Raw genomic sequence first — 25137 nt, forward strand, 5'->3', positions numbered from 1 at the left:
CATTGCGGTTTCAGACTTCATCGTACCGAATCAAGCTCCCGCCCTGCTCCGCCAGGTGCTCGCGCCAGGTGCCGCCGCGCCAGAATTCGTACTCGGTGCGGCGGGCCAGGTACGAGCCGGGCCGGTCAGTTAGGCCGGGGTGGGTCATAAACTCTACGGTGGGGCCGTGCCGCCGGGCGCGGGCCAGCCCCTGCGCAAACAGCGGCAGCGTGGCCGCCTGCGCCGCCGAGAAATCGGCCGCCAGTGCATTGGGCGTGGCAAAATCCCGCAGGCCACGGGCTGAAATTCGCCCAAACACGTTCAGGATGCGGCCGCGCTGCCCGTAGCTGGGCTGGGGCGTCCAGCGCCGCATCCGTCGCACCCCCAGCTGGCCCAGAATGCGCGTGAGGGCGGGCCCCAGCCGGGGGTAGAGGTGCAGGTGCCGGTGCGAATCGGCGTGGCTGAGGGCAAGGCCGTGGGCCCGCAGGCGGTCAATCTGCGCAGTCAACTCCGTGGTTAGCTCGGCCGGGGGCACTTGGCCGGCCAGGTAACGCAGCCACAGCCGTTGCGCGGGCCAGAAATGGCCATCCGGCCCCAGCAAGCTCGGCACCTTGGCGGCCGGGGCCACCGGCGGGCCCACAATCAGGTTCAGGTGGTAGCCCACCGATACGCGGCCGGAGAGCTGACGGAGGGCAGCCAGGTCCATTTCACTGGCCAGATTGGCCATTGCGGTGGTGCTGCTAAGGCACCCCTGGGCGGCCAGGTCGAGAATGGCGGCCGTAGCCGCAGCATCCCAGCCAAAATCGTCGGCGTTGATGATGAGACGCAGGGCCATGCGTTAAAGCGTTAGGGTTGGCGCGCGCAGCTCGCGCCGCACCACGTAAGGCGCCCGGTTGCGGCGGGCATAGTAGGCATGCGTGCCGATTTCGGCCAGCAGGCCAAAACAAATCAAAAAGATGCCGCTCATTATCAGAAACAAGCTGAAAATGAATTCCATAGGGAATCGATGAGAAATATTTACCCCGAAGAAAATGGAGCCGACCAACAGGCCCGCAGTAGCCAGCAGGCCCACCCCCAGCGTCAGGATGCCCAGCACCCCAAACAGCCGGAAGGGCTTGCGCGAATAGCGCAGAAAAAAGCGCAGCATCACCAAATCGACCACCACCAGCAGGGCTTTGCCCAGGCCGTAGTGGCTGGTTCCAAACTGCCGCCGCTGCACCTCAATCGGGAATTCGCGGTACCGAATGCCGCGCTGCGCCACCAGAGCCCCCAGAAAGCGGTGCGAGTCGCCGAGCAGCTCCACGTTGCGCAGCAGGTAGCGGCGGTAGGCCTTGTAGGTAGCTCCGAAATATTCGAGCTGCACTCCCGATAACAGGGAAATGACCTTGTGGGCCGTATTGGCGAGCAGCGAATGGGCGCGGCCATCGGGGCGCTTGGCTTTGGCCCCGCTCACCATGTCGTATCCCTCGCGGATGTAGGCCACAAACTGCGGCAGGTAGGCCGGGTCGTGTTGCAGGTCGCCGTCCATGGCCACCACAATGTCGCCCCGGGCCCGCTCAAAGCCGGCGCGCAGGCTGAGCGTCTGGCCGTAGTTGCCGGCCAGGTCGATGCCCAGCACGGCCGGGTTTTCGGCGGCCAGGGCGCTGATGCGCGGCCAGGTCTGGTCCTCGCTGCCGTCGTTCACCAGCAGCAGCTCATAGGCCAGCCCGTGGGCAGTCATCACGCCTTCTATCTGCTCGGCCAGCGGGCGCACGCTGTCCTGCTCGTTGTGAACCGGCACCACGATGGACACCAGGTCGTTGATTTCCACGGTGGGGTTCACGATTCGGCGGGCCGGGACGGGAGCAAGAAAATCGGTGAACATGGCTGGCGAGCTGTTCCGTAAAAACAATTAGTAAATATATATTATTATTTATAATTATAAAAACATAAATGCAGTTCTCCCAGGCTTTTCACGGCAGGCATTTTACCCCAACAAAAAAGCCCCGGCTGCATCTGCAGCCGGGGCTTTTCAAGGCCTGGTGAGGCGGGTGGTTTATTCCACCACCAGCTTTTTCACCACCACGCCGGCTTCCGTCTGGAGGCGCAGCGAGTACACGCCGGTGGCCAGGTTGGTCAGCGGCAGGGTGTAGGTGGGCTGGCCGGCAGGCAGCGCCTGCGTCAGCACCACCCGGCCCAGGGCATCAACCAGCGCGGCCGTCACGGCCTTGCGGTTGAGGGCGGTGGGCAGCTCGACGAACACCGCCTTGCTGGCAGGGTTCGGGTACACGGCCACCTGGGCGGCCAGCTTGGCCGAAGCCACGCCCAGCACCCGGGCACCAAACACCAGCTCGAAGCGCGGGGTGGTATTGGCCGCGTTCATGGTGAAGGTGTAGTCGGGGTGCAGGCTCAGGTCGGTGAGCGTGCCCAGCTGCAAGTCGCGCAGGAAGGGCTGCTCGCCGGCGCCGAAGTTGAGCACCTGCGCCGCGTGCAGCGTGTAGGTGCCCGTCACGGGCAGGCCAATGAACAGCGGCACCGTTACCGAAGCCGTCGAAGTCAGCGGCAGGGCGTTGATGGCCATCTTGTCGCTGCCAGCCCAGGCGGCCAGGTTCAGGCCGGTCGAGTTGGGCAGCTTCACGGCGTCGTATTCCACATCCGTGCCGGCCGTAGCGGCCTGCTCGAAGTACACATACAGCGGGTCGGAACCGGTGGCGCTTTGCAGGTCGAGTTGCACCAGCGGGCGGGTTTCGGTAGTGCGGTGGTACACCGGGTTCTGGTAAGTCGTCACGCGTTGCGAGTTGCGCAGCGTCAGGGTACCGCTGGTCTGGCCGTTGCTCACCCGCACGAAGAAGCCCTGGCCTTGGGCCAGAATCGAGTTCGGGCTATTGGCGTTGCCGCCCACGCCGTTCACATTGGCGCGGTAGGTGCCGCCGTACAGGCTGGTGCTTTCGAACACATACATGGCAGCGTCGAGGTTGTTGCGGTCGGCCGCGCCTACCTGCGAGTAGTCAAGGGGCGACGGGTAAGGGTTACCCACCAATTGCCAGCCGGCATCGGTCGCCGTGGCACCGCTGTTGCGGGCCAGGGACTGGCTCACGTCGCCGTTGTTCGGCTGGCCGGTCACGGCCAGGGTCTGGTTCGCCGCCAGGTTCACGGTGTAGCCTTTGCCCACGGTCAGCGGGTCGGTCAGCGCGCTGGGCGAGGTCCAGCCCTTGTCGAAGGGCGCCAGGTTGTTGGTGGCCGTGGCCAGGCGGGCTTGGTCGTAGTAGTACACCGTGGGGAAAGGCCGCACGCTGTTGGGCGTGGCCGAGCTATTGTAGGCCGGGTTTACTACGGGCGTGAAAGTACTCGTAGTCAGGCTGCCCACGGTCGCAGTGCTCACCGGTGCCGAGTAGTGGCGGTAGCCGAGGCCCGGGTTCAGGTCGGGGGCGATGTAACGCTGCACCGTGACGTTGCCCACAATCACGTTGCTGCCGTTGTTCACCACCAGGGCCGTGTTCGTGGCATTCGACTCCAGCGTGAGCGGGTTACCGTTGGTCGTGTAGTTGCCGTTGAGCAAGAACACGCGCTGTACCGAGGTGCTGGCCGAAGTGCTCTGCTGGGCACCGCTGGCCCCCACCGTCAGGTTCCAGAACCGGGTGTTGCTGGCGCCGAAGATGTTGCTCAGGGCCGAGTTACCCAGCAGCACCGTGCCGCCCGTGGGCTGGAAGGTGCCGTTGTTGGTCAGGTTGGCCGCCACAACCAGCGTCCCGGCGCTCTGCGTCAGGCTGGCGCCGCTGTCGAAGGTCAGGTTGCGCACGCTGGCCGTGCCGAAGCTGATGTTCGGGAAGCGGCCGCCGCTGGGCGCCGTGGGGATGATGGCGTCAATCGTGGCGCTGGGCAGCGTGTTCGACGACCAGTTGCCGGCCGTGAACCAGTCGGTGCTGATGAGACCCGTCCACGTCACGGCCGTTATCACCGGGGCGTTGATGGTGAGCGAGTAGCTGCGCGAACCGCTGTAGGGGCCGCTGCCTGTTGAGGCATCGGTGGCCGTCACCGTGAAGTTGAACGTGCCGTTCGCCGCGGGGGTGCCCGCAATCGTGCCGTTGGTCAGCGTCAGGCCCGCGGGCAGGGCACCGGCCGTGATGGCAAACGTGTAGGGAGCCGTGCCGCCCGCAGCCGACAAGGCCTGGCTGTAGGCCGTGCCCTGCGTGCCGTTGGGCAGCGTAACCGGCGCAATCGAGATGGTGGGGGCCGCCACGGTCAGCGTGTAGCTAAGCGAACCGGTGTAGGGGCCGCCGCTGGCGCTGGTCGAGGCATCGGTGGCCGTTACCGTGAAGGTGAACGAACCGCCCGCCGTGGGCGTACCGGCCAGCACGCCGGCTGAGGAAATCGTCAGGCCCGCCGGCAGCGCGCCGGCCGTGATGGCATAGCTGTAGGGAGCCGTGCCGCCCGTGGCGGTGATGGTCTGGCTGTAAGCAGCCGCCACCGTGCCCGCCGGCAACGTCGCCGGAGCCAGCGTAATAGCGGGAGCGGCAATGATGAGCGTGTAGCTGCGCGAGCCGCTGTACGGGCCGGGAGCCGACGAGGCATCAGTCGCCGTCACCGTGAAGGTGAACGAGCCGCTCGCTGCGGGCGTGCCCGACAACGTACCGGTCGAAGAGAGCGTCAGGCCCGAAGGCAGGGCGCCGGCCGTGATGGCGTAGCTATAAGGAGCCGTGCCGCCCGAGGCCGTGATGGTCTGGCTGTAGGCCGTGCCACGCGTGCCGCCGGGCAGCGAGGTCGGGGCCACCGTGATGGTCGGGGCCACGAACTGCACGCTCGCCGTGTTGGTACCCGTGTTGCCCGTGTTGTTGTCGTCGAAGGCCACATTGTCGGCCAGGGTCACCGACACGATGCCGAATCCGCTCGGCGTTACGGTGAAGGTGTAGGTGCCGGCGCCGCTGCCGCCGAAGCTGCCGCTGGTCAGCGTACCGCCCGTCACCGTCACGTCCGAGGCCGTGAAGGTGGTGCCCACGCTCTGCGTGAAGCTCACCGAGAACGGAATGGGGGCGGTACTGGTCGTCGGGCCGGCCGGCCCGCTCACCGTGGCCGTCAGGGCCGGGGCTGTCACGTTGAAGGCGGCCGAGGTGAAGGTCGCGTAGAGGCCAAGACCACTAGTCTCGGGCTGAATGCTGCCCAGAAACACGTTATCATTGACGTTATTCACCAGGTACACGTTCAGCACCTGGTCGTCGTTCCGGCCGTTGTTGGTCCGCTGGGCAGTCCGGAAGCCGACCCGGTAGCCGCCCGTAGGCACGGCCAGGTTCTGCGCCACGTTGCCGTTGAGGCCGGCCGTGCTTTGCAGGAACGCCACCGCGGTGCCATCGGTGGCCGACGAGCCGAAGCCGCTGTTATTGCGCGACACCCCGGCCTGGGGGCCAAAGCTCCAGGGCGCGGCGACGACGCCTTGGCTTTGATACAGAAAATTACTTTGTGGTACATTGTTGGTCTCGAAGCTGCCGTTCTGCAAGCCGTTGGCGAAGGCCGCGGTGCCGCTCGTGCCGCTCAGCACCTTCACCTCGTCCACGAAGGCCGTCACGTCGTTGAAGCCACTGGGGCTGCCCACGCCCTGAATGCGCAGGGTGGGCTTGGCCAAGAAGCTCTTGTAGATGGTGTAGCTGGGGCCGCTTACCGGCAGGCTGCTCACCGTGGGGGATACTCCCGTGCTGTTGACCAGCTGCAGCACCAGATTGCCGTTACCCGTGCCCGTGTTCACGACCACGTCGTAGGTCGTCGTGCTGCCGCTCGCGGCGGTTACGCTGACCACCGAGGCCCCGCTCACCGTCGTGCCGCTGTTCGCCACCGAGAAATTGCCCGTGTTCAAGCCCGTGACGCCGCCGGAGAAGGTAACCCGGTAGGTCAGCGTCGCCGTCGCCGTCGGCGACGGCGTCACCTGCGTTAGGGTTGCCGTGACGGGCGGCAGCGAATAGGTAAACGAGTAGGTGCTCGAAGCCGGGTTGAGGTTACCGGCCTGGTCCTGAACGGTGTTGGCCAGCACCTGCACCGTCACGGTGCCCGCCCCACTGGGCGTCACCTGGAAGGTGAAGGTGTTGCCGCTGCCGGCCGTCGGGCCGGTGGTCACCGTGCCGCCGCTCACCGCGATGTCGCCGCTAGCGAAGCCCGTCACCGGCTCGCTGAAGGTAGCCGTGAACAGCACCGGCGAGGTCGTGGTCGAGCCGTTGTTGGCCACCGTGCCGCTGGTCAGGCTCGTCACCGTCGGGGCTACCAAATCCACCGTGAAGGTGTTGGTGTTCGAGTTGGCGCTCACCGTACTTCCGCTGGTCTGGGCCGTGGCATACACTTGGTAGCTGCCGCTGGTCAGGGCCGAGGGCTGGGCCAGGGAGAAATTGCCGCTGGCGGTGGCCGTGGTCGTGCCGATGGCGGAGGCCGCACCGGAGGCCGGGCCGACGTACACCGTGATGGTGCTACCAGCCGGGGCCGTGCCCGAGTAGGTCGGCTGCGAATTATTGGTCAGGCTGCCGTTGGCCGGCGCGGTGATAACCGGCGCCGCCGTCACCGGCTGCTGCACCGTGAAGGCGGAGGTCAGGGTTTGCGCGCAGGGAGCCGTCACCGTCAGGTTGCCGGCGCCGGTGGTGGCGCCGGCGGGCACCACGAAGGTGAAGCCGTTAGCCGTCAAGTTGCTCACGGTCGCCGTCGCACCGTTCACCGTCACGCTGTTCACGCCGCTCAGGTTGGTGCCAGTTACCGTCACCGGGGCGCCGCGCGGGGCCGAGGTGGGGCTCACGTTCGAAATCGTAATGGTGGGCGACGGGTTCACCGTCACCTGGGCTACCGACGTGCTGGTGCTGGTGCCGTTGGTCACGGTGAGCAGCACGTACTGGGTTTTGTTGGCCTCGCTGCAGTCGTAGGTCAGGCTGGTCGCGTCGGCCGAGTAGGCGGCCTGCACGGCCAGTCGCTTGGGCGTGCCCGAGCAGGGGTCGTCGAGCACGGGGTTGTTGCGGGTATCCGTGTTGCTGGCGTACATACTGCCGGTGCTGCGGCCCCCGAACGAGTTTTGGGCCGTGACCACGCTGTTGGGGGCGTTGCAGCTGCCCAGGGTGTAGTTGCCGTTGCCGTTGTCGTTCGGCGTGCCGTAGCTGGCAAAGCGGATGGCGTTTGTGCTGAGGAAGTTGCTGCCATTGGGCGTGCTCAGGGTCAGGGTCTGGCCTTCCGCTACCTGCCCGTACACGATTTTCTGGATGGTGTAGGTGAGCGTGCCCGGGCCGGTGCTGCCGTTGTTGACGCTGCTGGCCGCCAGCGTGCCGTTGCCGCTGGCATCCAAGTTCACGGTCACGGCCTGCGAGGAAGCCACCAGCGGCTGCCGATAGGTGACGCTGTACTGCGAAGCCGCCGTATTGCCGTTGCCGGCCTGGTCATTGGCCACGTTGGCCGCTACGTTCACCGTCACGGTGCTGCCGCTGCCGCTGGGCGTCACGTTGAAGGTGTAGGTGCTGCTGTTAGCGAAGAAGCCCGATAGAGTGCCACCCGTCACCTGTACGTCGCTCGACGTGAAGTTCGACACGTTTTCCGTGAACGTCACCGTGAAGGCAATGGGCGTGGTGGCCGTTGTGCCGCCGTTGCTCACCCCCGGCGTCGTGCTGGTGATGGTCGTCGTCGGGGACGTTGTGTCCACCGTGAAGGTGTTGGTATTGCTGTTGGCGCTGGCCGCGCTGCCGCTGATAGCCGCCGTAGCGTACACCGTGTGGCTGCCCTGGCTCAGGGCCGTGGGCTGAGTTTTGCTCCAGTTGCCCGACGCGTCGGCTGTCACCGTTCCGCTCAGGGCCGAGCCGTCCACGTACACCGTCACCGTTGAGTTGGCTTGTGCCGTGCCCGTGTAAGAGGGAGTGACGTTGTTGGTGGCGCTGCCGTTGGCCGGCGTCAACACCACCGGCGCACTGGGCGGGGTAGTGAACGTTGCCACCGCGCCGTAGCTGGTGCCCACCGAGTTGGTGGCATAGGCCCGAACGTAGTAGGTGGTACCGGACGTGAGGCCCGAGATGGTGGCCGAGAATGTACCCGTGCCCGTGCCGTTGGGGGCCTGCGTCACGCCGGTGCCGCCGATAGCGGGCGTGGTGTTGGTAGCGCTATAAACTACACCGCGGGCAGTTACCGAAGCCCCGCCGTCGGAAGACACGTTGCCGCCCAGCACCGCGCTGGTATTCGTAATGGTATTGGCCGCGGCTGTTGTCACCGCCGGAGGCGAAGCAAAGCTTACCCGTGCCGCGTAGGAAGTGCCCGTGGTCAGCGAGGTGCCGAAGTTCGCCGTGGGCACCATTTTGCCGCCAACCACGCCTTGGGTGCCGTTCACGGCGATGCCGAAGCTGCTATCGCTGCCGGTGCCGCCACCGCTCACCGCCCCGTTGCCGACGAAGGTGGTGCCGTTATCCGTGTATTTGGCAACAAACGCATCAGATGCGCCCGCGCTTGTCAGGGGGGTACCGGCGATGTTGGTCGTGCCATCGTAATCGGAAGTTATGTATACCAACGTGCCGTTCACCGCAATGTCTCCCCCAATTGAGCCGTCGACAGTGTCTTCGGAGTTAGCACCACCGTCGGCGATGGCATAGCCATTCACCAGGGCCGTGCCATTGTCAGTGTATTTCGCCACAAAAATATCGGTGCCTCCCGCCGTTGTCAGGGTACTGCCGGCTACCGAAACCACGCCTGCGGTGGCGGCGGTAACGTTACCCGTCACATAAATGGCGCCGCTCGCATTCACAGCGATGCCTTGGGCTCCGTCGGTACCGTCGCCCCCGCCCTTCTGGGCGTAGTTGGCGACGATGCTGCCCGTTGTGGTGGGAGCATTGTCGGTGAAGCGGGCCACGAAAATATCGTTCCCCCCCCCGTTCGTCAGGGTGCTGGAGCCGAAGACAGCCGTACCGGAGCTATTGAAACGCCCGCCGATGTAGATGTTGTTGCCGTTGAGGGCCAGGCAGGTGGCAATTTCGCCACTGGCACCACCGGCGCGGACGGCGCCACCGTTCGATAACGTTGTCCCGTTGTCGAGAAACTTCGCCACGTATACGTCGGCCGAGCCACCGCTTGTAAGCGCTGTGCCGCTGATAGTGGCATTTGGCAAAGAAGTAGAGCCGAAGTAGCCCGTCACGTACACGTTGCCGTTGGTCGGGTTCACGGCTATTCCATACGCATACTCCTGCGATGCGCCGGCGGTGCTGCCCAGCAGCCCACTCGCCGTAACGCTGGTGGTGTTATCGGTGAACTTGGCCACAAACATGTCGTAGCCCCCATTGTTGGTCAGCGTGCCGGCCCCCGTTGTAAACGTGGTGGCCCGGTATATGCCCGTCACGTACACGCGGTTGCCGTTCACAGCAATGGCATTGCCATAGTCGTTGGCATCGGTGCCGCCGGACGTGCCGCCGCCGCCGCTCGCGCCCCAGGCCCAGGTGCTGGCCCCGGAAGCCCACTTGGCCACGAACATATCCGCGTCGCCGGTGCTGGTGAGGGTGTTAGAGCCGAACGTAACCGAGCCCGTGAAAGAGCCGGTCACGTACACGTCGCCGCTGGCGGTGATGGCCACGTCGCGCACGTCGACGGCCGCCGAACTGAGCGCGCTTTGCCAGGTGGGGGCCTGCGCACGCGCGCCCCAAGCTGCCAGCAGTAGAAGCAGCAGCAGCAGTAGTTTTTGTCTCATATATTGAAGAGAAGCAAAAGTGAAAGTTAAATTATTAAAAATCAATTAATTAGAATTATACATGAACAGGCAATGCCACCGACACGGGTGCAGACACCATGCCCAGCACTTCGCCTACCTGCACGCCCATACCGGCCAGTTGCCCGCCGGTAAAGTATCCTTCGTCCAGGGCCAGCACGTCGAGTTGTAGCACCTGGTTTTCGCCGCAGGCTACCAGCAGGGCCTGGCCGGGGGCAGCCAGCACCACTGTGCCGGGGGCGGCCGCCACGGTTTCGGGCCGGGGCGTGGCCACCAGCAGCCGCAGCAGCTGGCCGCGCAGCGTGGCCAGTGCGCCGCGGTTCCAGGGGTTGGCGGCCCGCACCAGCCGGGCAATATCGGCGGCCGGCTCCTGCCAGTTGATGGCTACGTCGGCCAGGCCGGCGCGGGGCCAGTAGCGGGCGGCGGCTTCGTTTTGGGGTTGTTCGGGCAGGGGCAGTTCGCCGCGCAGGCCAGCCAGCAGCTGGCGCCCTGTTCCCACAGCCGCCAGGGCCAAATGGCCCCGGTGCAGGCCGTGCGTGTCGTCGGGTCCAATGGGTACCGGCGTGGCCAGCAGCACCGGGCCGGTATCGAAGTCCTCGGCCATGCGGTGCACCGTGACGGCCCCGGCCGGTTCGCCGTGGCGCAGCTGCCAAAACGTGGGCTCGGGCCCCCGGTAGCCCGGCAGGGCTGCAAAGTGGAAATTAAGAAAGCCCCGCGGCGGCAGGGCCAGCACCGCGGCCGGTATGCGCCACGGAAACGTGAGCACCAGTACGGCTTCGGCCCCGGTCGCGGCCACCCATTCGGCCAGTGCGGGCCCCAGGGTGGCCCGCGCCAGTGTGCGCGGCACCACGCCGGCCTGGGCCAGCAGCGCGGCTACCTGCCCGGCTTCCTCGCGGCCGCTGGCGGGCATGGCCACACCTGCCACCACGCCCTGGCTCAGCAGGTCTTGCAGCAGGGGCCAGCCCAGAAGACTACTAATGATGACGGCAACGCGCATAAAGTTTTTGGGGAAAGGAAAAAACACTGCCCGTCGGAGACCCGACGGGCAGTGTTTAGGCACGCGAGGGGTAGATGCCGGTCAGCGCGATGATGTAGTTGATGCCCAGCACCGGCTGGCGGTTCTCGTGAGGCTGGCTACTGCCGTTGTTACCCGATGTGCCCTGGGCGGCGCTGCCCATGGTGGCATTGGCCGGACCGGCCCCGTACTGGGCGTTGTTATCGGCCGTCAGGTAATTGCCTTTGGGGGTGCTGGGGTCGCCGAGCTCCGCCGTTTGCATGGTACCCGTAATGGGGTGCGTGTGGGCCGGAATCTGGTTCGTCGTCAGGGGCACCGACTCAACGCCTCCAGTCTGGCCCTGCGTGTAGGTAGAGCCACCCGTAAGCTGCCCACTGCCTACCGGCACGCGGCTGCGCAGGTCGGGCAGGTTGAAAGTTGTGACACCGTTGCCACCGAAGGTGACGCCCAGCAGGGAAAAGAGGGCCTGGTTCTGGTTGACGGGCAGCGCTTGCCCTTGGCAGAAAGCCCAGTTTCTGGGAGCGAAGGGAGCGCTCCAGGGGCGAATTTCGCCGATGTATGGTTCGTCCATATTATATAAAGACTGAAAAAGCTGGTGACTGGATAGGACTGGAGATGGAAAAGCCGGCCAGCCTTACGGCTGAGGCGGATAGATGCCTTCCGTGGAGATGATGAAATTCATGGCCAGCGAGGGCTGCAAGTTGCTGTGCGGCTGGCTGCCGCCGGTCACGCCCAGGGTCGCCGTCAAAGCCTGGGGGCTCAGCGTAGCGCCAGCCGTGGCCGCGGCCGCATAGGGCTTGGCGATGGGGCTGGTGGCCGGGAACTTGCCTACCGGGCCGGCAGATGCGGTGCCAGTAGTCACGGCTTGCAGCGGGGCATTAGCCGTGTGCCCGTGGACGGGCAACTGGGAAGTGGTCAGTGTCACGTTTTCTGTTCCCACCGTTGTTCCCAGGGAGTAGCTGCTAAGGCCTGGCCCTTGGCCTTGGGCTCCGACCGCCAGCCGACCGTTCATGTTGGGCACCGCGAACGTAGTTATACCATCGCCCCCGTAGGTAGTGCCTATCAAGGTGAAGAGGGTTTCGTACTCGGCGATTTGCAGTAGTTGGCCATTGCAGGCCACATAGCCCACGGGGGCAAAATTGAAGCCAACGGCGATAACCTGGCCGATATATGGAGTTGACATAAATAACCGCTTAAGCGCTGTTAGAATGGTGAAAGAGGAACGCCCGGTGGTTATTGCCGCTGCGGAAAAACACCCTGCAGGGCAATGCAGTAGTTCAGCGTCAGAAACGGCATGCGGTTTTCGTGGGGCTGGTTGCCCCCGACGGAGGAGCTAGTGCCGTTGAGCAGGCCCGCGGCCATGTTGCCACCGCCCCCCGAATCGCCGTACTGCGAGCCGAGCGAGGCGAAGTAGCCCCCAGCCGGCGTGGTGCTGGTGCCCGCGTCGGTGCTCACAGCCACCGTCGCGGCGAGAGTGTGGTTGTGTGCGGCCAACTGCGTATTGTTCAGCGTCACGCTTTCCGTCCCCGTCACGGTTCCCTGCGGATAATTCGAACTCATGCCCATCATGGCCCGGCCTCGCAAATCGGGCAGGGCAAAGGTGGTGGTGCCATTGCCACCGTATCGGGTGCCCAGCAGCGAAAACAAGGCAGTATTCTGGCTGATTGGCAATATGGCACCGTTGCACAGGGCCCACCCGTAGGGGGGGTAGCTGTATGGCAGCAGGCGAATTTCTCCAACAAAAGGGTCCATAGGTAAAAAGGGGTAAGAGTGGAAAATTGGCGTCAGCAAGCTGCTGGCGCTTGGAAAAACTATCAATAGATGGCCCCTTCGAGCGCCGAAAAAGCCAGCACCGAACGGTCCAACCTTGCCACCTGCTGCCTATACTGCGGTGTGGCGGGACCGATGCAGGTGCGCTAGGCGCAGCTCCAACACGGCGGTGGTAGTGGCCGGGGCATTGGCCACCTTAATGGCGAAGAGCTGCCCCAGCGGCGCTGCCCCAGCGGGCTGACGGTCGGCCGCGGCCTTCATCGTTGCCATTTCCTGGCGCAGGTCGGGCAGGGCGAAGGTGCTGCGGCCGTTGCCGCCGTAGGCTGCGCCCAGCACGGCAAACAGCGCCGGGTGCTGGGCCACGGGCAGCTCGCGGCCGTCGCAAAGGGCCCAGCCCGAGGGCAGCTCGGTGCCGGCCAGCAGCTTCACCACGCCAATGTATTCATCGCCGCCAACTACGGCCGAGGCCGGCTGTGGGGCTGCGGCCGTGGCTACTGGGCTGGCCAGCAAGGCCGTAGGCGTGGCCAGCAGACCGGTTCCGAGCAGGGCGCTCAGCCCTTTCAGCCAGCTCCGGCGCGACGCAAGTTGGGGCTGGGCCAGTGCCGAAACCTCTGAAGTAGTAACCTGAGTAGGGTGTGTAATCATATTTTAAATGGGATTCTAGTAGGAAAAGCAAGGTAAAGGTACACCTTGCCACACCATAACAAGCTGCTCAACATTAATTAATCTTAAGATTTAGAAGCCAGTGCATTTTGAGCGTGTTGCAAACGCAAATCCATCGCAAAAAAACAAACACTTTATTCCTATACTATCATCTTAAAAAGACGCTCAGCGCACTGGAAAGGCAGTTTGAAGAAGCATTTCTTCGTGTTTGGCATAGTACGCCCACGTTTACATAATAAATATATTATTTTATCGATATTACTTTAAAGTGGACCCAAAGTAGCCTGAAGGCTTCAAGAGCCAACAACACCACAAAATACCGGCACTGGCATCTGTGATAATAGCGTAGAAATACGTGGTTCGTGAACCCGACCCGGATGATTTTATCAATGCTGCAAAAGCATAACACCCACCGGTTTCGGCTGCCAGCGCAACCGAAACCGGTGGGTGTTATGAAGTTCTAAGGGTAGCTAAGTCCTTAGCCGAGCGCCGTTACGCCGGGCAGTTCTTTGCCCTCCATGTACTCCAGCAGGGCGCCACCGCCGGTGCTGATGTAGCTCACCTGGTCGCCGAAACCGAGCTGCTGCACGGCCGCGGCCGAGTCGCCGCCGCCGATGAGCGAGTAGGCCCCGGCCGCCGTGGCCTCGGCAATGGCGCGGGCCACGAACTCGGTACCGAGCGAGAAATTGCTCATCTCGAACACGCCCATCGGGCCGTTCCAGAGGATGGTTTTGCTGTTGCGAATGACTACGGCGAAGGCCTCGCGCGAGTCGGGGCCGAGGTCGAGGCCCATCCAGCCGTCGGGGATACTGGTGTTGGCAGCCACATCCACGTTGGCGTCGTTGGCGAACTTATCGGCGATGAGCGAGTCGCTGGGCAGCATCAGGTTCACGCCCTTGTCCTTGGCTTTCTGCATAAGCTGGCGGGCCAGGTCCACCTTGTCGGCCTCCAGCAGCGAGCTGCCGACGTGGCCATTCTCGGCCACGGCAAAGGTGTAGGCCATGCCGCCGCCGATGAGCAGGTTATCCACCTTATCGAGCAGCTTTTCGATGATGAGAATCTTGTCCGAAATCTTGGCCCCGCCCATGATGGCGGTGAAGGGCCGCTCGGCATTGTCCAGCACCTTTTTGGCGTTGTCAATTTCGGACTGGAGCAGGTAGCCGCCCACGCGGTCCTGCGGAGCGAAGCTATTGGCCATCACGGCCGTGGAGGCGTGGGCGCGGTGGGCGGTGCCGAAAGCATCGTTCACGTACACGTTGCCGAGCGCGGCCAGCTTGGCGGCGAAGGCCGGGTCGCCGGCTTCCTCCTCCTTATAAAAGCGCACGTTGTCGAGCAGCAGCACTTGGCCGGGCTGCAACGCGGCGGCTTTCTGGGCCGCTTCGGCTCCGAGCACGTCGCCCCCGAACTGCACCTCGCGGCCGTATTCCTGCGAGAGGCGCGCCACCAAGGCTTCGAGCGAATATTTCTGTTCGTAGCCGTCCTTGGGCCGGCCTAAGTGCGAGAGCAGCACCACGGAGCCGCCGTCGTTCAGGATTTTCATCACCGAGCGGGTGGCCATGCGGATGCGCGTGTCGTCGGTGATGCGCAGGTCCTTGTCGAGCGGCACGTTGAAATCGACGCGCATCACGGCGCGCTTGCCGGCGAAATTGTAGGTATCGAGGGTGTTCATGGGGTTGTGGGGACTTGGGGTGATACGGGCGCAAAAGTGCAGCGCTTTCGCAGATTTACCTGCTTACCGGCAAAACTCATTCGGGGTTGGGCGCAAGGTGATGGCGCACCAGCGCTTCAATCGGTGTTTCCAGAATCTGGCCCACGGCCATGCCGTGGCGGGCCGCCGCCGCAGCCAGCGCCTCACGGAAATGGTAGCCGATAGAGCCCACGCAGTTGAACGTATAGTTTTGGTAATCGGGGTATTGCGTAACGATTTGCGCAAAAAATGCGTCAAACGCCTCACCTACCACGGCCTGGCAATAAGGCTCGGCATAATGCTGGCCGGCAAACCGGGCGAAGCCGGCCAGGAAGCGGTTGGGCAAAGTCTGGTTGTAGAGCCGGTCCAACACTTCGCTGACTTCGCCCAACTGGTAGGTCTCTTTAAATTCATCGGCCAGGTTCTCGGGCAGTCGGCCGCGCAGGTAGTCGCGCAGCAATATCCGGCCGATGGACGTGCCCGAACCCTCGTCGCCCAGCGAGTAGCCCAACGACTCCACCACCTGCGTAATGCGCTGGCCGTCATACAAACAGGAGTTGGTGCCCGTGCCCAATATGGCCGCAAAACCCGGCTGGTGGCCCAGCAGTGCCCGTGCCGCCGCCAGCAAATCCTCGGCTACGTGCACCTGCCGCGCCTGCGGAAACACCTGGCGCAGCGCACCTGCCACTACTTCGGCCTTAGCCGGCGAGAGCACACCGGAACCATAATAATAGATGGCGCTGATGGGGGCCTGGCGCACCGCTGCGGGCACGCCCCGCGCCAGCGAGGCGGCAACGGCAGGCGTGTCCCAGAAATAGGGATTGTAGCCTTCGGTGCTGAAATAAACAGAGTTGGCGGCGTTAAGCAGGCACCAGCTGCAGGTGGTCGAGCCACCGTCGGCGAGGAGTAGCATAGTGCAGCGAAAGTACGCGGGAGCTGGCGGCTGGTGTATCTTTCGCCGTCTCAATTTATCCTGTTGTTATGTCGTCTCGCCGGAAATTTCTGCACACTTCCGCCGCCGGGCTGGCCGGGCTGGCGGCGGCTCCACTCGCCGCCGTGGCCTTGCCGGCCGCTCCAGCGGTGGGCAAGCCCATTGTGATTTCGACCTGGGACGCGGGCGTGAATGCCAATAAAGGCGCCTGGAAAATTCTCGGCCCGGGCGGTTACGCCCTCGATGCCGTGGAGGCTGGTGTGATGGTAACCGAGGCCGAGCAGGGCTGCTGCGTGGGCCTGGGCGGCAACCCCGACCGCGACGGCGTGGTGACGCTGGATGCCTGCATCATGGACGAAAAATTTAACTGCGGCGGCGTGGCCGCGCTGGAGCGCATCAAGCACCCCATCAGCGTGGCGCGGCGCGTGATGGAGCGCACGCCGCACGTGCTGCTGGTGGGCGAGGGCGCGCAGCAGTTTGCCGTGGCCCAGGGCTTTCCGCTGGAACCGCGCAAGCTGAGCGCCGATGCCGAGAAGGCCTATAAGAAGTGGCTCGAAACCAGTCAGTACAAGCCCGTAGTCAACATCGAGAATTCTAAAAGCCGGCCCAACGGTCCCGTGGGCGGCCCCCAAAACCATGATACCATTGCCATGCTGGCAATGGATGCGCAGGGCCGCATCTGCGGCAGCTGCACCACCAGCGGCATGGCCTTCAAGATGCGCGGCCGGGTGGGCGACTCGCCCCTCATCGGCTCCGGGCTGTTTGTGGACCCGGCCGTGGGCGCCGCCGCTGCCACCGGCCAGGGCGAGGACGTGGTGCGCATTGCCGGTGCCCACACCGTGGTGGAGCTCATGCGCCAGGGCCGCTCGCCGCAGGCTGCTTGTCAGGAAGCCATCGGGCGCATTGCCGCCATCAAAGGCGTGAAAGCGAAGGATATTCAGGTGGCCTTCATTGCCCTGAACAACCAGGGCCAAACGGGGGCCTACGCCCTGCAAAAGGGCTTTAACTTCACGGTGAGCACCACCGACACGCCGGTACTGCGCGACAGCGAGTTCCTGCTGAAATGAGCCGGCAACTGGAAATCTGTGCGGCTTCCCTGCCTTCGGCGCAGGCGGCACAGGCGGGCGGCGCACACCGCATCGAGTTGTGCCAGAACCTGGAGCAGGGCGGCATCACGCCGTCCTACGGCCTGATTAGGGAGGTGCAGGCACAAGTAAGCCTCCCGGTTTTTGTGCTGATTCGGCCCCGAACCGGCGGTTTTGCCTATAATTCCGACGAATTATCCATCATGCGGGCCGATGTTGGCATTTGCCGCGAACTGGGCTGCGCGGGCGTGGTGCTGGGCGTGCTCGACGAGGCCGGGCGCGTAGCCATGGCAGCCTGCCGGGCTCTCATAGCCGTGGCCGCGCCCATGCAAGTCACCTTCCACCGGGCTTTCGATGCCTGCCACGACCAAGCCCAGGCTTTGGAAGACGTTATTGCGCTGGGCTGCCAGCGCCTGCTCACTTCCGGAGGACAGGCCACGGCCGAGGCCGGTCAGGCCCGATTGGCGGCGTTGGTAACGCAGGCGGCTGGTCGTATTTCCATCATGCCGGGCGCCGGCATCACCGCAGATAATATTCAGGCACTTGCGAATAGGACCGGAGCGCATGAATTTCATGCCAGCGCCAAGCGGCGGGTGCCAGCCGACCCGGCCGCTGGGCTGTTTCGGGCCGAACGTTTTGAGACGGACGCGGTTTTGGTGGCCGAGCTCGTAGCAAAGCTGTAGCGCGGTCGTACCCGGCAGGGACTTTTAGCCCGCGCAAGTCGGTTGTTCACGCGCGGAATGAAAGTCCGCGCTACGGGTTCTTACCTTTGCCACACTTATGAAAATCGGTATTTTTTTCGGAGGCACTTCGCGCGAGCGGGAAATTTCTTTCGCCGGCGGTCGCACCGTGTTTGATAACCTGGACAAGGCGCTGTTTCAGCCCGTGCCCATCTTCGTTGATAGCCTGGGGCAGTTCATTCTGCTCGACTGGCAGTTTATTTACAAGGGCACCATTCGGGACTTTTACCCGCCGGTGAGCTCGCAGCCGCCGTCGCTGCACCATTTGCAGGTGTACATCGAAAGCCTGGGCGAGCTCAGCCACGACGAGAAATTTGAGGCCATTGCCAAAGTAGGCCGCAAGATTGACGCCGAGCAGCTACCGCTGCTGATGGATTTTGCCTTTCTGGCCCTGCACGGGCCGGGTGGCGAGGACGGCGCCATCCAGGGCATGCTGGAGTGGCTGGGCATTCCATACTCGGGCTCCGGCATTCTGCCTTCGGCGTTCGGCATCGATAAAATCGCGCAGAAAAACCTGCTGAAAGCGCTGGGCCGGCCCACGCCCGATTTCCGGGTCATCACGGCCGAGGAATGGGACCGCACCGACCACGCCGCCACCCTCGCCTATCTGGTGCGCGAGCTGGGCCTGCCGCTGGTGCTGAAGGCGCCGCGCCAGGGCTCCAGCATCGGCGTGAGCATCCTGAAAACCGACGATTTGTCCAAGTTCGAAGCCGCCATTGAGCGCAGCCTGTTCCGCAAAACCCTGACGCGGGCCGACTGGCAGCGCCTGGGCGAGCAGGACAAAGTGGCCTGGGTCCAGCATCTCACCGACATCCGCGAAGGCATCGGCCTGCCCGTGATTATGGAGGAAGCGGGAATCAGGAATCGGGAAGCGGCCCACTCCCCGCTTCCCGATTCCCGCTCTACTATCTACCATCCCGAAACTTTGCTCTTCACCCTCGACCAGGCATTCGAAACTGCTGAAACGGTGCGCCTGACCAATGTGGACGGCGAAACCCAGGTGCTGGTAGAGAGCTTCGTGGCTGGCCGCGAGTTCTCGTGCATTGTGGTGGAAGACCCCGACGGCGCGCCGCTGGCCCTCCCCCCCACCGAGATTGTAAAGGGCGAGGAGATGTTCGACTACCGCTCAAAATACCTGCCCGGCCTGGCCCGCAAAGTCACGCCCATTGACCTGCCGGAGGACAAAATCCAGGAAATCCGCGAGGCTTGCGAGGAGATGTTCCGCACGTTCGGCTTTCAGGTGTATGCGCGTCTGGATGGTTTCGTAGGGCACGATGGCCGGTTGTTCCTGAATGACCCGAACACGACTTCGGGCATGCTGCCGGCCTCCTTCTTCTTCCACCAGGCGGCCGAGATTGGGCTGAACCCCAGCCAGTTCCTCACTTACCTCATTCGCACCTCGCTGGCGGCCCGCCGCCGCGCCGGCCTGCGCCCGGTGAAGCTCGGGACGCTGCTGGAGCAACTCGATACAGCTGTGGCTGGCCGTCAGCACGAGGCCACCGAGCGCATCCGCGTGGCGGTGATAATGGGCGGCTATTCCTCGGAGCGCCACATTTCGGTGGAAAGCGGGCGCAATATTTTTGAGAAGCTGAGCTCGTCGGCCAAGTACGCGCCGGTGCCGGTATTCCTCACGGGCTCGGCCCAAGAGCACAAGCTCTACGTGCTGCCCATCAACGTGATGCTGAAGGACAACGCCGACGACATCCGCGAGAAAATCGAGCACGCCGAGGCCGGCGAGGCGCCGCATCCCATCCTGGCGCGCATCCGGCAGGAGGCCAATGTCATCACCAGCACCTACGCTGGGCAGGCCCTGGCCCTGCCGCGCCGCATTTCGTTCAAGGAGCTGGCGAGCATGGTTGATGAGGTATTCATTGCCCTGCACGGCCGGCCGGGCGAGGATGGTGCATTGCAGCAGGAACTGGAACGCTTCAACCTGCCCTACAACGGCTCGGGCGTGGCCAGCAGCAGCGTCACCATCAACAAATTCGAAACCAACAAGCGCCTGCGCGAAGCTGGCCTGCTGGTGGCCGAGCACCGCATGGCCAACAAGCTGGAGTGGCAGGCCGATGCCGAAAGTTTCTACCGCTCGCTCGAAACGCAGTTCGCCTACCCCTTCATTGCCAAGCCGGCCGACGACGGCTGCTCCTCGGCGGTGAAGAAAATCAAGAACCGCGCGGAGCTGGAAGCCTTTTGCCAACTCATCTTCCGCACCGAAGAAGACCTGCTCGAAGGGCCGGCCGAGGTGTTGCACCTGGGCTTTAAAGAAGAATTCCCGCGCAAGGATGCCTTCCTGGTCGAAACGCTCATCAGCCGTGACGGGGCGGCGCACTTCCTTGAAATCACAGGTGGCCTGCTCACTTCGTATGATGAAGACGGCCTGCTCGACATCGAGGTTTTTGAAGCCAGCGAAGCCCTGGCTACCGGCGAAGTGCTGAGCCTGGAGGAGAAATTTCTGGCCGGCGAAGGCCAGAACATCACCCCCGCCCGCTACGACGCAGACCCCGTGGAGCGCCAGCGCATCTCGAACGAGGTGAAGGCCGTGCTGCGCCGCGTGGCCGAGGTGCTCGATATTCAAGGCTACGCCCGGATTGACGCCTTCGTGCGGGTGCGCCAGGAGGGCGAGGTGGAGGTGCTCATCATCGAGGTAAACTCGCTGCCGGGCATGACGCCGGCCACCTGCATCTTCCACCAAACGGCCTTGGCGGGCTACACACCCTACCAATTCATCGATCGGATTCTGGAGTTCGGCAAGGAGCGGGCCGAAAAGGCAGTGAACAGTTAACAATGAGCAGTTATCAATGCGCAATGGCTCACCATTTCCCAACGCTGTGCCTCTTATCTTCCCAACCAACCATATCTGTTAACTGCTCACTGTTAACTGTTCACTGAACTTCAAATGGCTTTCCTCACCTCTAATACCCCGCTCGACGTTGTGAAGCACCTCGTGCTCATTGCTGTGGCGGGCCTGCTGCTCGTGCTGGGCTTTTTCTACGTGTATTTGCCCGTGAGCACCCACCACGGCGAAACCATCACCGTGCCCAAGGTGACGGGCATGAACGTGGCCGACCTCGAAGCCTACCTCGACGAGCGCAACCTCAACTACTTCGTGGACGATTCCAGCTACAGCCCTAACATTCGCCCCTTCACCGTGCTGGTGCAGGACCCCGCGCCGGGCGAAAAGGTGAAGGAAGGCCGTAAAATCTACCTGCAGGTGAGCATGAAAAACCCGCCGGTGATTAAAATGCCCAAGCTCACCGACGGCTCTTCCAAGAATGCCATGCTCATCCTCAAAAGCTATGACCTCGTGGTGGGCCAGATTCAGTTGGTGCCCGACCTGGCTTCCGGCGCGGTGCTGAAGCAGCTGGTGAATGGCAAAGAAATCGCGCCCGGCGCGCCCATCGCCAAAGGCACCAAAGTGGACCTCGTGGTGGGCGACGGCCAAGGCAACCAAACCTTCGCTGTGCCCAACCTCATCAACATGCCCGAGGATGAAGCCATTACCTTGCTCGTGGGCCAGGGCCTGCAAAAGGGCGAAGTATTTGAGCAGCCCGCCGAGGAAGGCCAGACGGCCGGCACGGTGGTGCGCCAGCGCCCCGTGGCCGGCCCCGATGCCACCATCCGGATGGGCCAGCTGGTGGATATCTGGGTGGCAAAATAAGTTGTTAATTTTCAACGCAAAGCGGTGCTTTGCGTCGCCGTACCCGGGCAGTTTTTTTCGCCGGGACGGCGGCGCGGGGCACCGCTTCGTCGTAATGCACTTTTCCGGACGCTTCAGTCGTTAGGCTCTCAACCTTCTGCTAACTATATGATGACACGATTCCACACGTTGTCCCGGCTTTTACTGCCGGCGTTGCTGCTGAGTGCGGGCACGGCGGCAGCCCAGCTTTCCCCATCCGAGCCCCTGTCGGCCGACCCGGGCCGGGCCGCTTTCGCGCCCACGGCCGCCTCCCGCGCCCAGTTGCGCGGCACTGCGGCCCTGACTCTGCCCTTTTTTGACGACTTTACCACGCCGCTCAACGGTGCACCCAACCCACTGAAATGGATGCCCACCGGCGGCGCGTTTGTGAGCAACCGCCTGGCCATTCAGCCCCTTACCCGCGGGGCCGCCACCCTCGACGGCCTCCGTGCCAACGGCCAGAGCTACAGCGGCCAGGTCAACAGCGTGTATGGCCCCATCGACTCTCTGGTGTCGCAGCCCATCGGCCTGGGTGGCCTCACGGCCAACGACAAGGTGGCGCTCAGCTTTGCCTGGCAGGCCGGCAGCATCGTGAGCGCGCCCAACTCCAACGGCAGCACCACGCCCGTGCGGCTGGAGCTGTTTGTGAAAACCGATGCCAACGCCTGGGAGCAGGTCTGGGTGTACAACGCCCAGCGCGTGCGTACCGGTTTCCGGCAGCAAGTGGTGCTGCTGAACCAGGCCAAATACCTGCACGGCAATTTCCAGTTCATGTTCGTTGCCAGCGGCAACAATTCCGATAACCACGACAATTGGAGCGTGGACTATGTCCTGCTGGACCGGGGCCGCACGGCCGGCCTGGCCGATACCACGTTTCAGGATTCGGGGGCCGGCGGCGGCCTCACGGGCGGCAATCCTTCGGGCGGAATGCGCAGCCCCCTGCGCCGGTTTGCCTCGATGCCCGTCTGGCAATTCAACGCCGCCACGCCGCCCAGCAGCGAGCTGGCCGCCAGCCTGGGCGTGAACTACAGCAACCTGCGCAGCAGCCTGGCCCCGCTCAACGTGAACGTGCTGGGCACCGTGCAGCAGCTGCCGGCCGGCCCGGTTATCGGCACCTGGCTGCAGCGGAGCCTGCCCCTGAGCACGCTGCCCCGCCTCACGCCCGTAACCGGCGCGGCCAGCGCCGTGGCCCCGCCCGCCACCCCCGATGCCAAGCGCCTGCGCTACACCATGGCCTTGAATTCGCAGGAGCAAAACCCGCTCACGCTGCCCAACGACACGATTTATCGGGACGTGGAGCTGGCTAATTACTATGCCTATGACGATGGCACCGCCGAAAGCTTCACCAACCTGCTGCCCTACCCCACCGGCCAGCAGTCGGCCTTCGCTTACCGCTTCGACCTGAACCAGCCCGACTACGTGCGTGGCCTGCGCCTGTACCCAGTATACCCCGGCTCCACGGCAGCCGCCGGCAACCGGACGTTCGACTTTGATGCCCGCCCCGTCACCATTAGCGTGTGGGGCGATTTGAACGGCCGCCCCGACCCCACTCCCCGGGCTTCCAAAACGGCCACCATCCCGGCCGCGGCCAATATTCCCGCCGGCTGGCAGTACTATCAGATTGACTTCGACCAGCCCGTGCCGGTATCGGGTATCTTCTACGTGGGCTTTTCGCAGCCTTCTACCTCGGCCGGCCGCATCCTGCCCTATGGCCTCGACCTTAACAGCAGCTTCCCGGCCCAGCACTTGGTACGCCGGGACAATGCTGGCGTGTGGGACACCACCAATTTCGCCTCCGGCCGCGGCGCCCTTATGATGCGCCCTGTGATGACCAATAACGTGGCTACCGCCACTACTGCGGGCCGCGCTGCCGCTGCCTACAGCCTCTACCCCAACCCCGCCGGGCACGCCCACGGCACCGTGAGCATTGCCGGGCCGGGCTTTGAACGGGCCGCGCTACTCGATGCGATGGGCCGTGTGGTGTGGGAGCAGCCCGCGGCCCAGGCCGGCAACACCACCCTGCCCCTGCCCGCACTGCCCGCCGGCCTGTATACTGTCCGCCTGACCCTGGCCGATGGCCGCACCATCGGACGAAAGCTGGTACTGGAATAGCCCCGCCCGGGTTTGTCAGTCAACAAAAAAGCCGTCCGGAATGTCCGGACGGCTTTTTTGTTGGGCTGCGAAAGCTGGTTTAGCCGAATTATTTGGCCGGCATCAGCACGGTGTCAATTACGTGGGTCACGCCGTTGCTCGACATCACGTTTGGGATGGTCACGGTGGCCATGCCGCCTTTGGCGTCTTTCAGCATCACGCTGCTGCCCGATTTCATTACCGTCAGCTGCTCACCTTCCACAGTGGTCAGCACCTGGCCATTTTTGAGGTCGGCGGCGGTGAGGCGGCCAGGCACTACGTGGTAGGTCAGGATTTTGGTGAGCGTGGGCTTCATCTCGGGCGTCACCAGCGAGTTCACAGTACCGGCGGGCAGCTTATCGAACGCGGCATTGGTGGGTGCGAACACGGTGAAGGGACCGGCGCTTTTCAGGGTCTCAACCAAGCCGGCAGCTTTCACGGCGGCTACCAGCGTGGTGTGGTCGGCGCTGCCGCCGGCGTTGTCCACAATGTCTTTGTCGGGGGTCATCATGGCCCCGCCCACCATTACGCCGCCGGTGCTGCTCATGGCGTCGCCGCTCATGCCCATGTCCCCCTTGCGGGGCATGGTTTTGGCCTTCATCTTGTCGCCGGCGTCCGATTTGCCTTTCACTTTCATTTTGCCGTCGTCGGCCATTTTTGTCTTCGTCGTCATGCCATCGGCTTTGGTCTTGGTCTTGTCGTCATCGCTCTTGGTTTTCATGTCCTGCGCAAAGGCAGTGGCTGAGCAGGCTACGGTGAGGGCAAGGGCAGTGAAGATGGTTTTCGTGTTCATGGTGATGGGAGTTGGAGTGAGAGATAGTGTCCAGGCTATACGTCGGCACGGCGCCGTTGGGTTTTAGCCTCCCGCGCTCACCAGCAGTAAAATAAATATAAAATATATTTAATATTTAACCTTCCATCTGTTGTCAGCTTCTGAATTTTCCGCGGTATTTCGGGCTTCCCGGTCTGGAGAAGGAGGTTGCCGCGGTGCGTTAAATAAAAAACCCCATTTCCGGGCTGGAAATGGGGTTTGTGGTGGCCACGTTAGGAATCGAACCTAAATCAAGAGCTTCGGAAACTCTCATACTATCCGTTGTACGACGTGGCCGGTACTTGATAGGAGTGCAAAAGTAGCCGCAAAAGCTCGGAGGGCCAAATTATGCTTCATTTTTCTGGCTAACGCTTTTGGCACCACCGCAACCCTGGCGTGCAAAAGCCGGTTAAGTCAATCAATAAGCTGCATTCTTTCACCTCCAATTCCTTCCCATGAAAAAGAACCTGTATACGGCCGATGCCTCGGCCGTGGGTGGCCGCAGCGGCCACGTGCGCTCCGCCACCGGCATCATCGACCTCGACATGTCGGTGCCCGAGGGCCTCGGCGGCAAGAAAAATGCCACCAATCCTGAAGAGTTATTTGCCGCCGGTTACGCCTCGTGCTTCCAGCAGGCGTTGCTCGTCATTGCCCAAAAAGGCGGCGACCGGCTCGACCCCGAAACCACCGTGCAGTGCTCCGTCACGCTGTTTCAGGACGGCGAAGCCTACGGCCTCAGCGCCGTGCTCGACGTGGACCTGAAAGCTTTCGACCGCGACAAAACCATCGACATGGTGCGCAAAGCACACGAAATCTGCCCTTACTCGGTGGGCACCCGCGGCAACATGGAAGTAGAGTTGAAGGTGAAAGGCGAACCAGTACCTGCCCTCACCGACAGCAAATAACTCCCGCACCCCAACACAAAAAAGGCCCGCCTGAATCATCAGGCGGGCCTTCTTATTTCGCGCTTTTCCTTCGCC

At 63.4% G+C, this 25137-nt stretch carries 17 protein-coding genes and 1 tRNA gene; 6 read left to right on the forward strand and 12 right to left on the reverse strand.

From position 1 onward, the window contains the following. Nucleotides 1–10 precede the first annotated feature (10 nt). The 10 genes from I7X13_RS13245 to I7X13_RS13290 all read right to left on the reverse strand — a co-directional run bounded on the left by I7X13_RS13245 (nt 11) and on the right by I7X13_RS13290 (nt 15697). The gene (locus tag I7X13_RS13245; RefSeq protein WP_198075869.1) at nt 11–814 is read right to left on the reverse strand and encodes a carbohydrate deacetylase; all 804 of its coding nucleotides are present in this window, start codon (nt 812–814) and stop codon (nt 11–13) included. Nucleotides 815–817: 3 nt separating this feature from the next. After that, nucleotides 818–1843 (reverse strand): glycosyltransferase family 2 protein, encoded by a 1026-nt coding sequence (locus I7X13_RS13250; RefSeq protein ID WP_198075870.1) that lies wholly within the window; start codon nt 1841–1843, stop codon nt 818–820. Between the two features lie 171 nt (nt 1844–2014). After that, nucleotides 2015–9631, reverse strand: a complete 7617-nt coding sequence (locus I7X13_RS13255) for a putative Ig domain-containing protein (protein ID WP_198075871.1) — start codon at nt 9629–9631, stop codon at nt 2015–2017. Between the two features lie 55 nt (nt 9632–9686). Next, entirely contained in the window at nt 9687–10646 is a 960-nt protein-coding gene (locus tag I7X13_RS13260) for a methionyl-tRNA formyltransferase (protein ID WP_198075872.1), read from the reverse strand. Between the two features lie 55 nt (nt 10647–10701). After that, nucleotides 10702–11235, reverse strand: coding sequence for a phage tail protein (locus tag I7X13_RS13265; protein ID WP_198066500.1), 534 nt, complete (start codon nt 11233–11235; stop codon nt 10702–10704). Nucleotides 11236–11298: 63 nt separating this feature from the next. Further along, nucleotides 11299–11847, reverse strand: coding sequence for a phage tail protein (locus tag I7X13_RS13270; RefSeq protein WP_198075873.1), 549 nt, complete (start codon nt 11845–11847; stop codon nt 11299–11301). 50 nt (nt 11848–11897) lie between these two features. After that, on the reverse strand, nt 11898–12416 hold the full coding sequence (locus tag I7X13_RS13275) for a phage tail protein (protein ID WP_198075874.1): 519 nt from the start codon (nt 12414–12416) through the stop codon (nt 11898–11900). A 129-nt stretch (nt 12417–12545) separates the two neighbouring features. Further along, nucleotides 12546–13079: a phage tail protein gene (locus I7X13_RS13280; protein WP_198075875.1), complete on the reverse strand. Its 534-nt coding sequence runs from the start codon at nt 13077–13079 to the stop codon at nt 12546–12548. A gap of 496 nt (nt 13080–13575) precedes the next feature. Beyond that, the gene (locus I7X13_RS13285) at nt 13576–14766 is read right to left on the reverse strand and encodes a phosphoglycerate kinase (protein ID WP_198075876.1); all 1191 of its coding nucleotides are present in this window, start codon (nt 14764–14766) and stop codon (nt 13576–13578) included. Between the two features lie 76 nt (nt 14767–14842). After that, the gene (locus I7X13_RS13290) at nt 14843–15697 is read right to left on the reverse strand and encodes an N-acetylglucosamine kinase (RefSeq protein WP_198075877.1); all 855 of its coding nucleotides are present in this window, start codon (nt 15695–15697) and stop codon (nt 14843–14845) included. A 68-nt stretch (nt 15698–15765) separates the two neighbouring features. On the opposite strand from I7X13_RS13290, the gene I7X13_RS13295 reads away from it, so the two are divergent. From I7X13_RS13295 to I7X13_RS13315, 5 genes are all read left to right on the forward strand, one after another. Beyond that, nucleotides 15766–16782, forward strand: coding sequence for a N(4)-(beta-N-acetylglucosaminyl)-L-asparaginase (locus I7X13_RS13295; protein ID WP_198075878.1), 1017 nt, complete (start codon nt 15766–15768; stop codon nt 16780–16782). After that, entirely contained in the window at nt 16779–17483 is a 705-nt protein-coding gene (locus I7X13_RS13300) for a copper homeostasis protein CutC (RefSeq protein WP_198075879.1), read from the forward strand. Before I7X13_RS13295 ends, I7X13_RS13300 begins: the two co-directional genes overlap by 4 nt. 97 nt (nt 17484–17580) lie before the next feature. After that, nucleotides 17581–20322, forward strand: a complete 2742-nt coding sequence (locus tag I7X13_RS13305; protein WP_198075880.1) for a D-alanine--D-alanine ligase family protein — start codon at nt 17581–17583, stop codon at nt 20320–20322. 114 nt (nt 20323–20436) lie between these two features. Beyond that, nucleotides 20437–21198: a PASTA domain-containing protein gene (locus tag I7X13_RS13310; RefSeq protein ID WP_198075881.1), complete on the forward strand. Its 762-nt coding sequence runs from the start codon at nt 20437–20439 to the stop codon at nt 21196–21198. A 147-nt stretch (nt 21199–21345) separates the two neighbouring features. Beyond that, nucleotides 21346–23328, forward strand: coding sequence for a T9SS type A sorting domain-containing protein (locus I7X13_RS13315; protein WP_198075882.1), 1983 nt, complete (start codon nt 21346–21348; stop codon nt 23326–23328). Nucleotides 23329–23416: 88 nt separating this feature from the next. On the opposite strand, the gene I7X13_RS13320 is transcribed toward I7X13_RS13315, so the two are convergent. Both I7X13_RS13320 and I7X13_RS13325 read right to left on the reverse strand, forming a co-directional pair. Next, a complete protein-coding gene (locus I7X13_RS13320; RefSeq protein ID WP_232342239.1) occupies nt 23417–23932 on the reverse strand; it encodes a fasciclin domain-containing protein in 516 nt (171 codons plus the stop codon). A gap of 447 nt (nt 23933–24379) precedes the next feature. Continuing rightward, a tRNA-Arg gene (locus I7X13_RS13325) sits at nt 24380–24454 on the reverse strand. A 158-nt stretch (nt 24455–24612) separates the two neighbouring features. Between I7X13_RS13325 and I7X13_RS13330 the strand changes: the two genes are divergently transcribed. Then, on the forward strand, nt 24613–25062 hold the full coding sequence (locus tag I7X13_RS13330) for an organic hydroperoxide resistance protein (RefSeq protein WP_198066511.1): 450 nt from the start codon (nt 24613–24615) through the stop codon (nt 25060–25062). Nucleotides 25063–25137: the final 75 nt, after the last annotated feature.

The organism is Hymenobacter negativus, assembly GCF_016056375.1.
Lineage (GTDB): Bacteria > Bacteroidota > Bacteroidia > Cytophagales > Hymenobacteraceae > Hymenobacter > Hymenobacter negativus_A.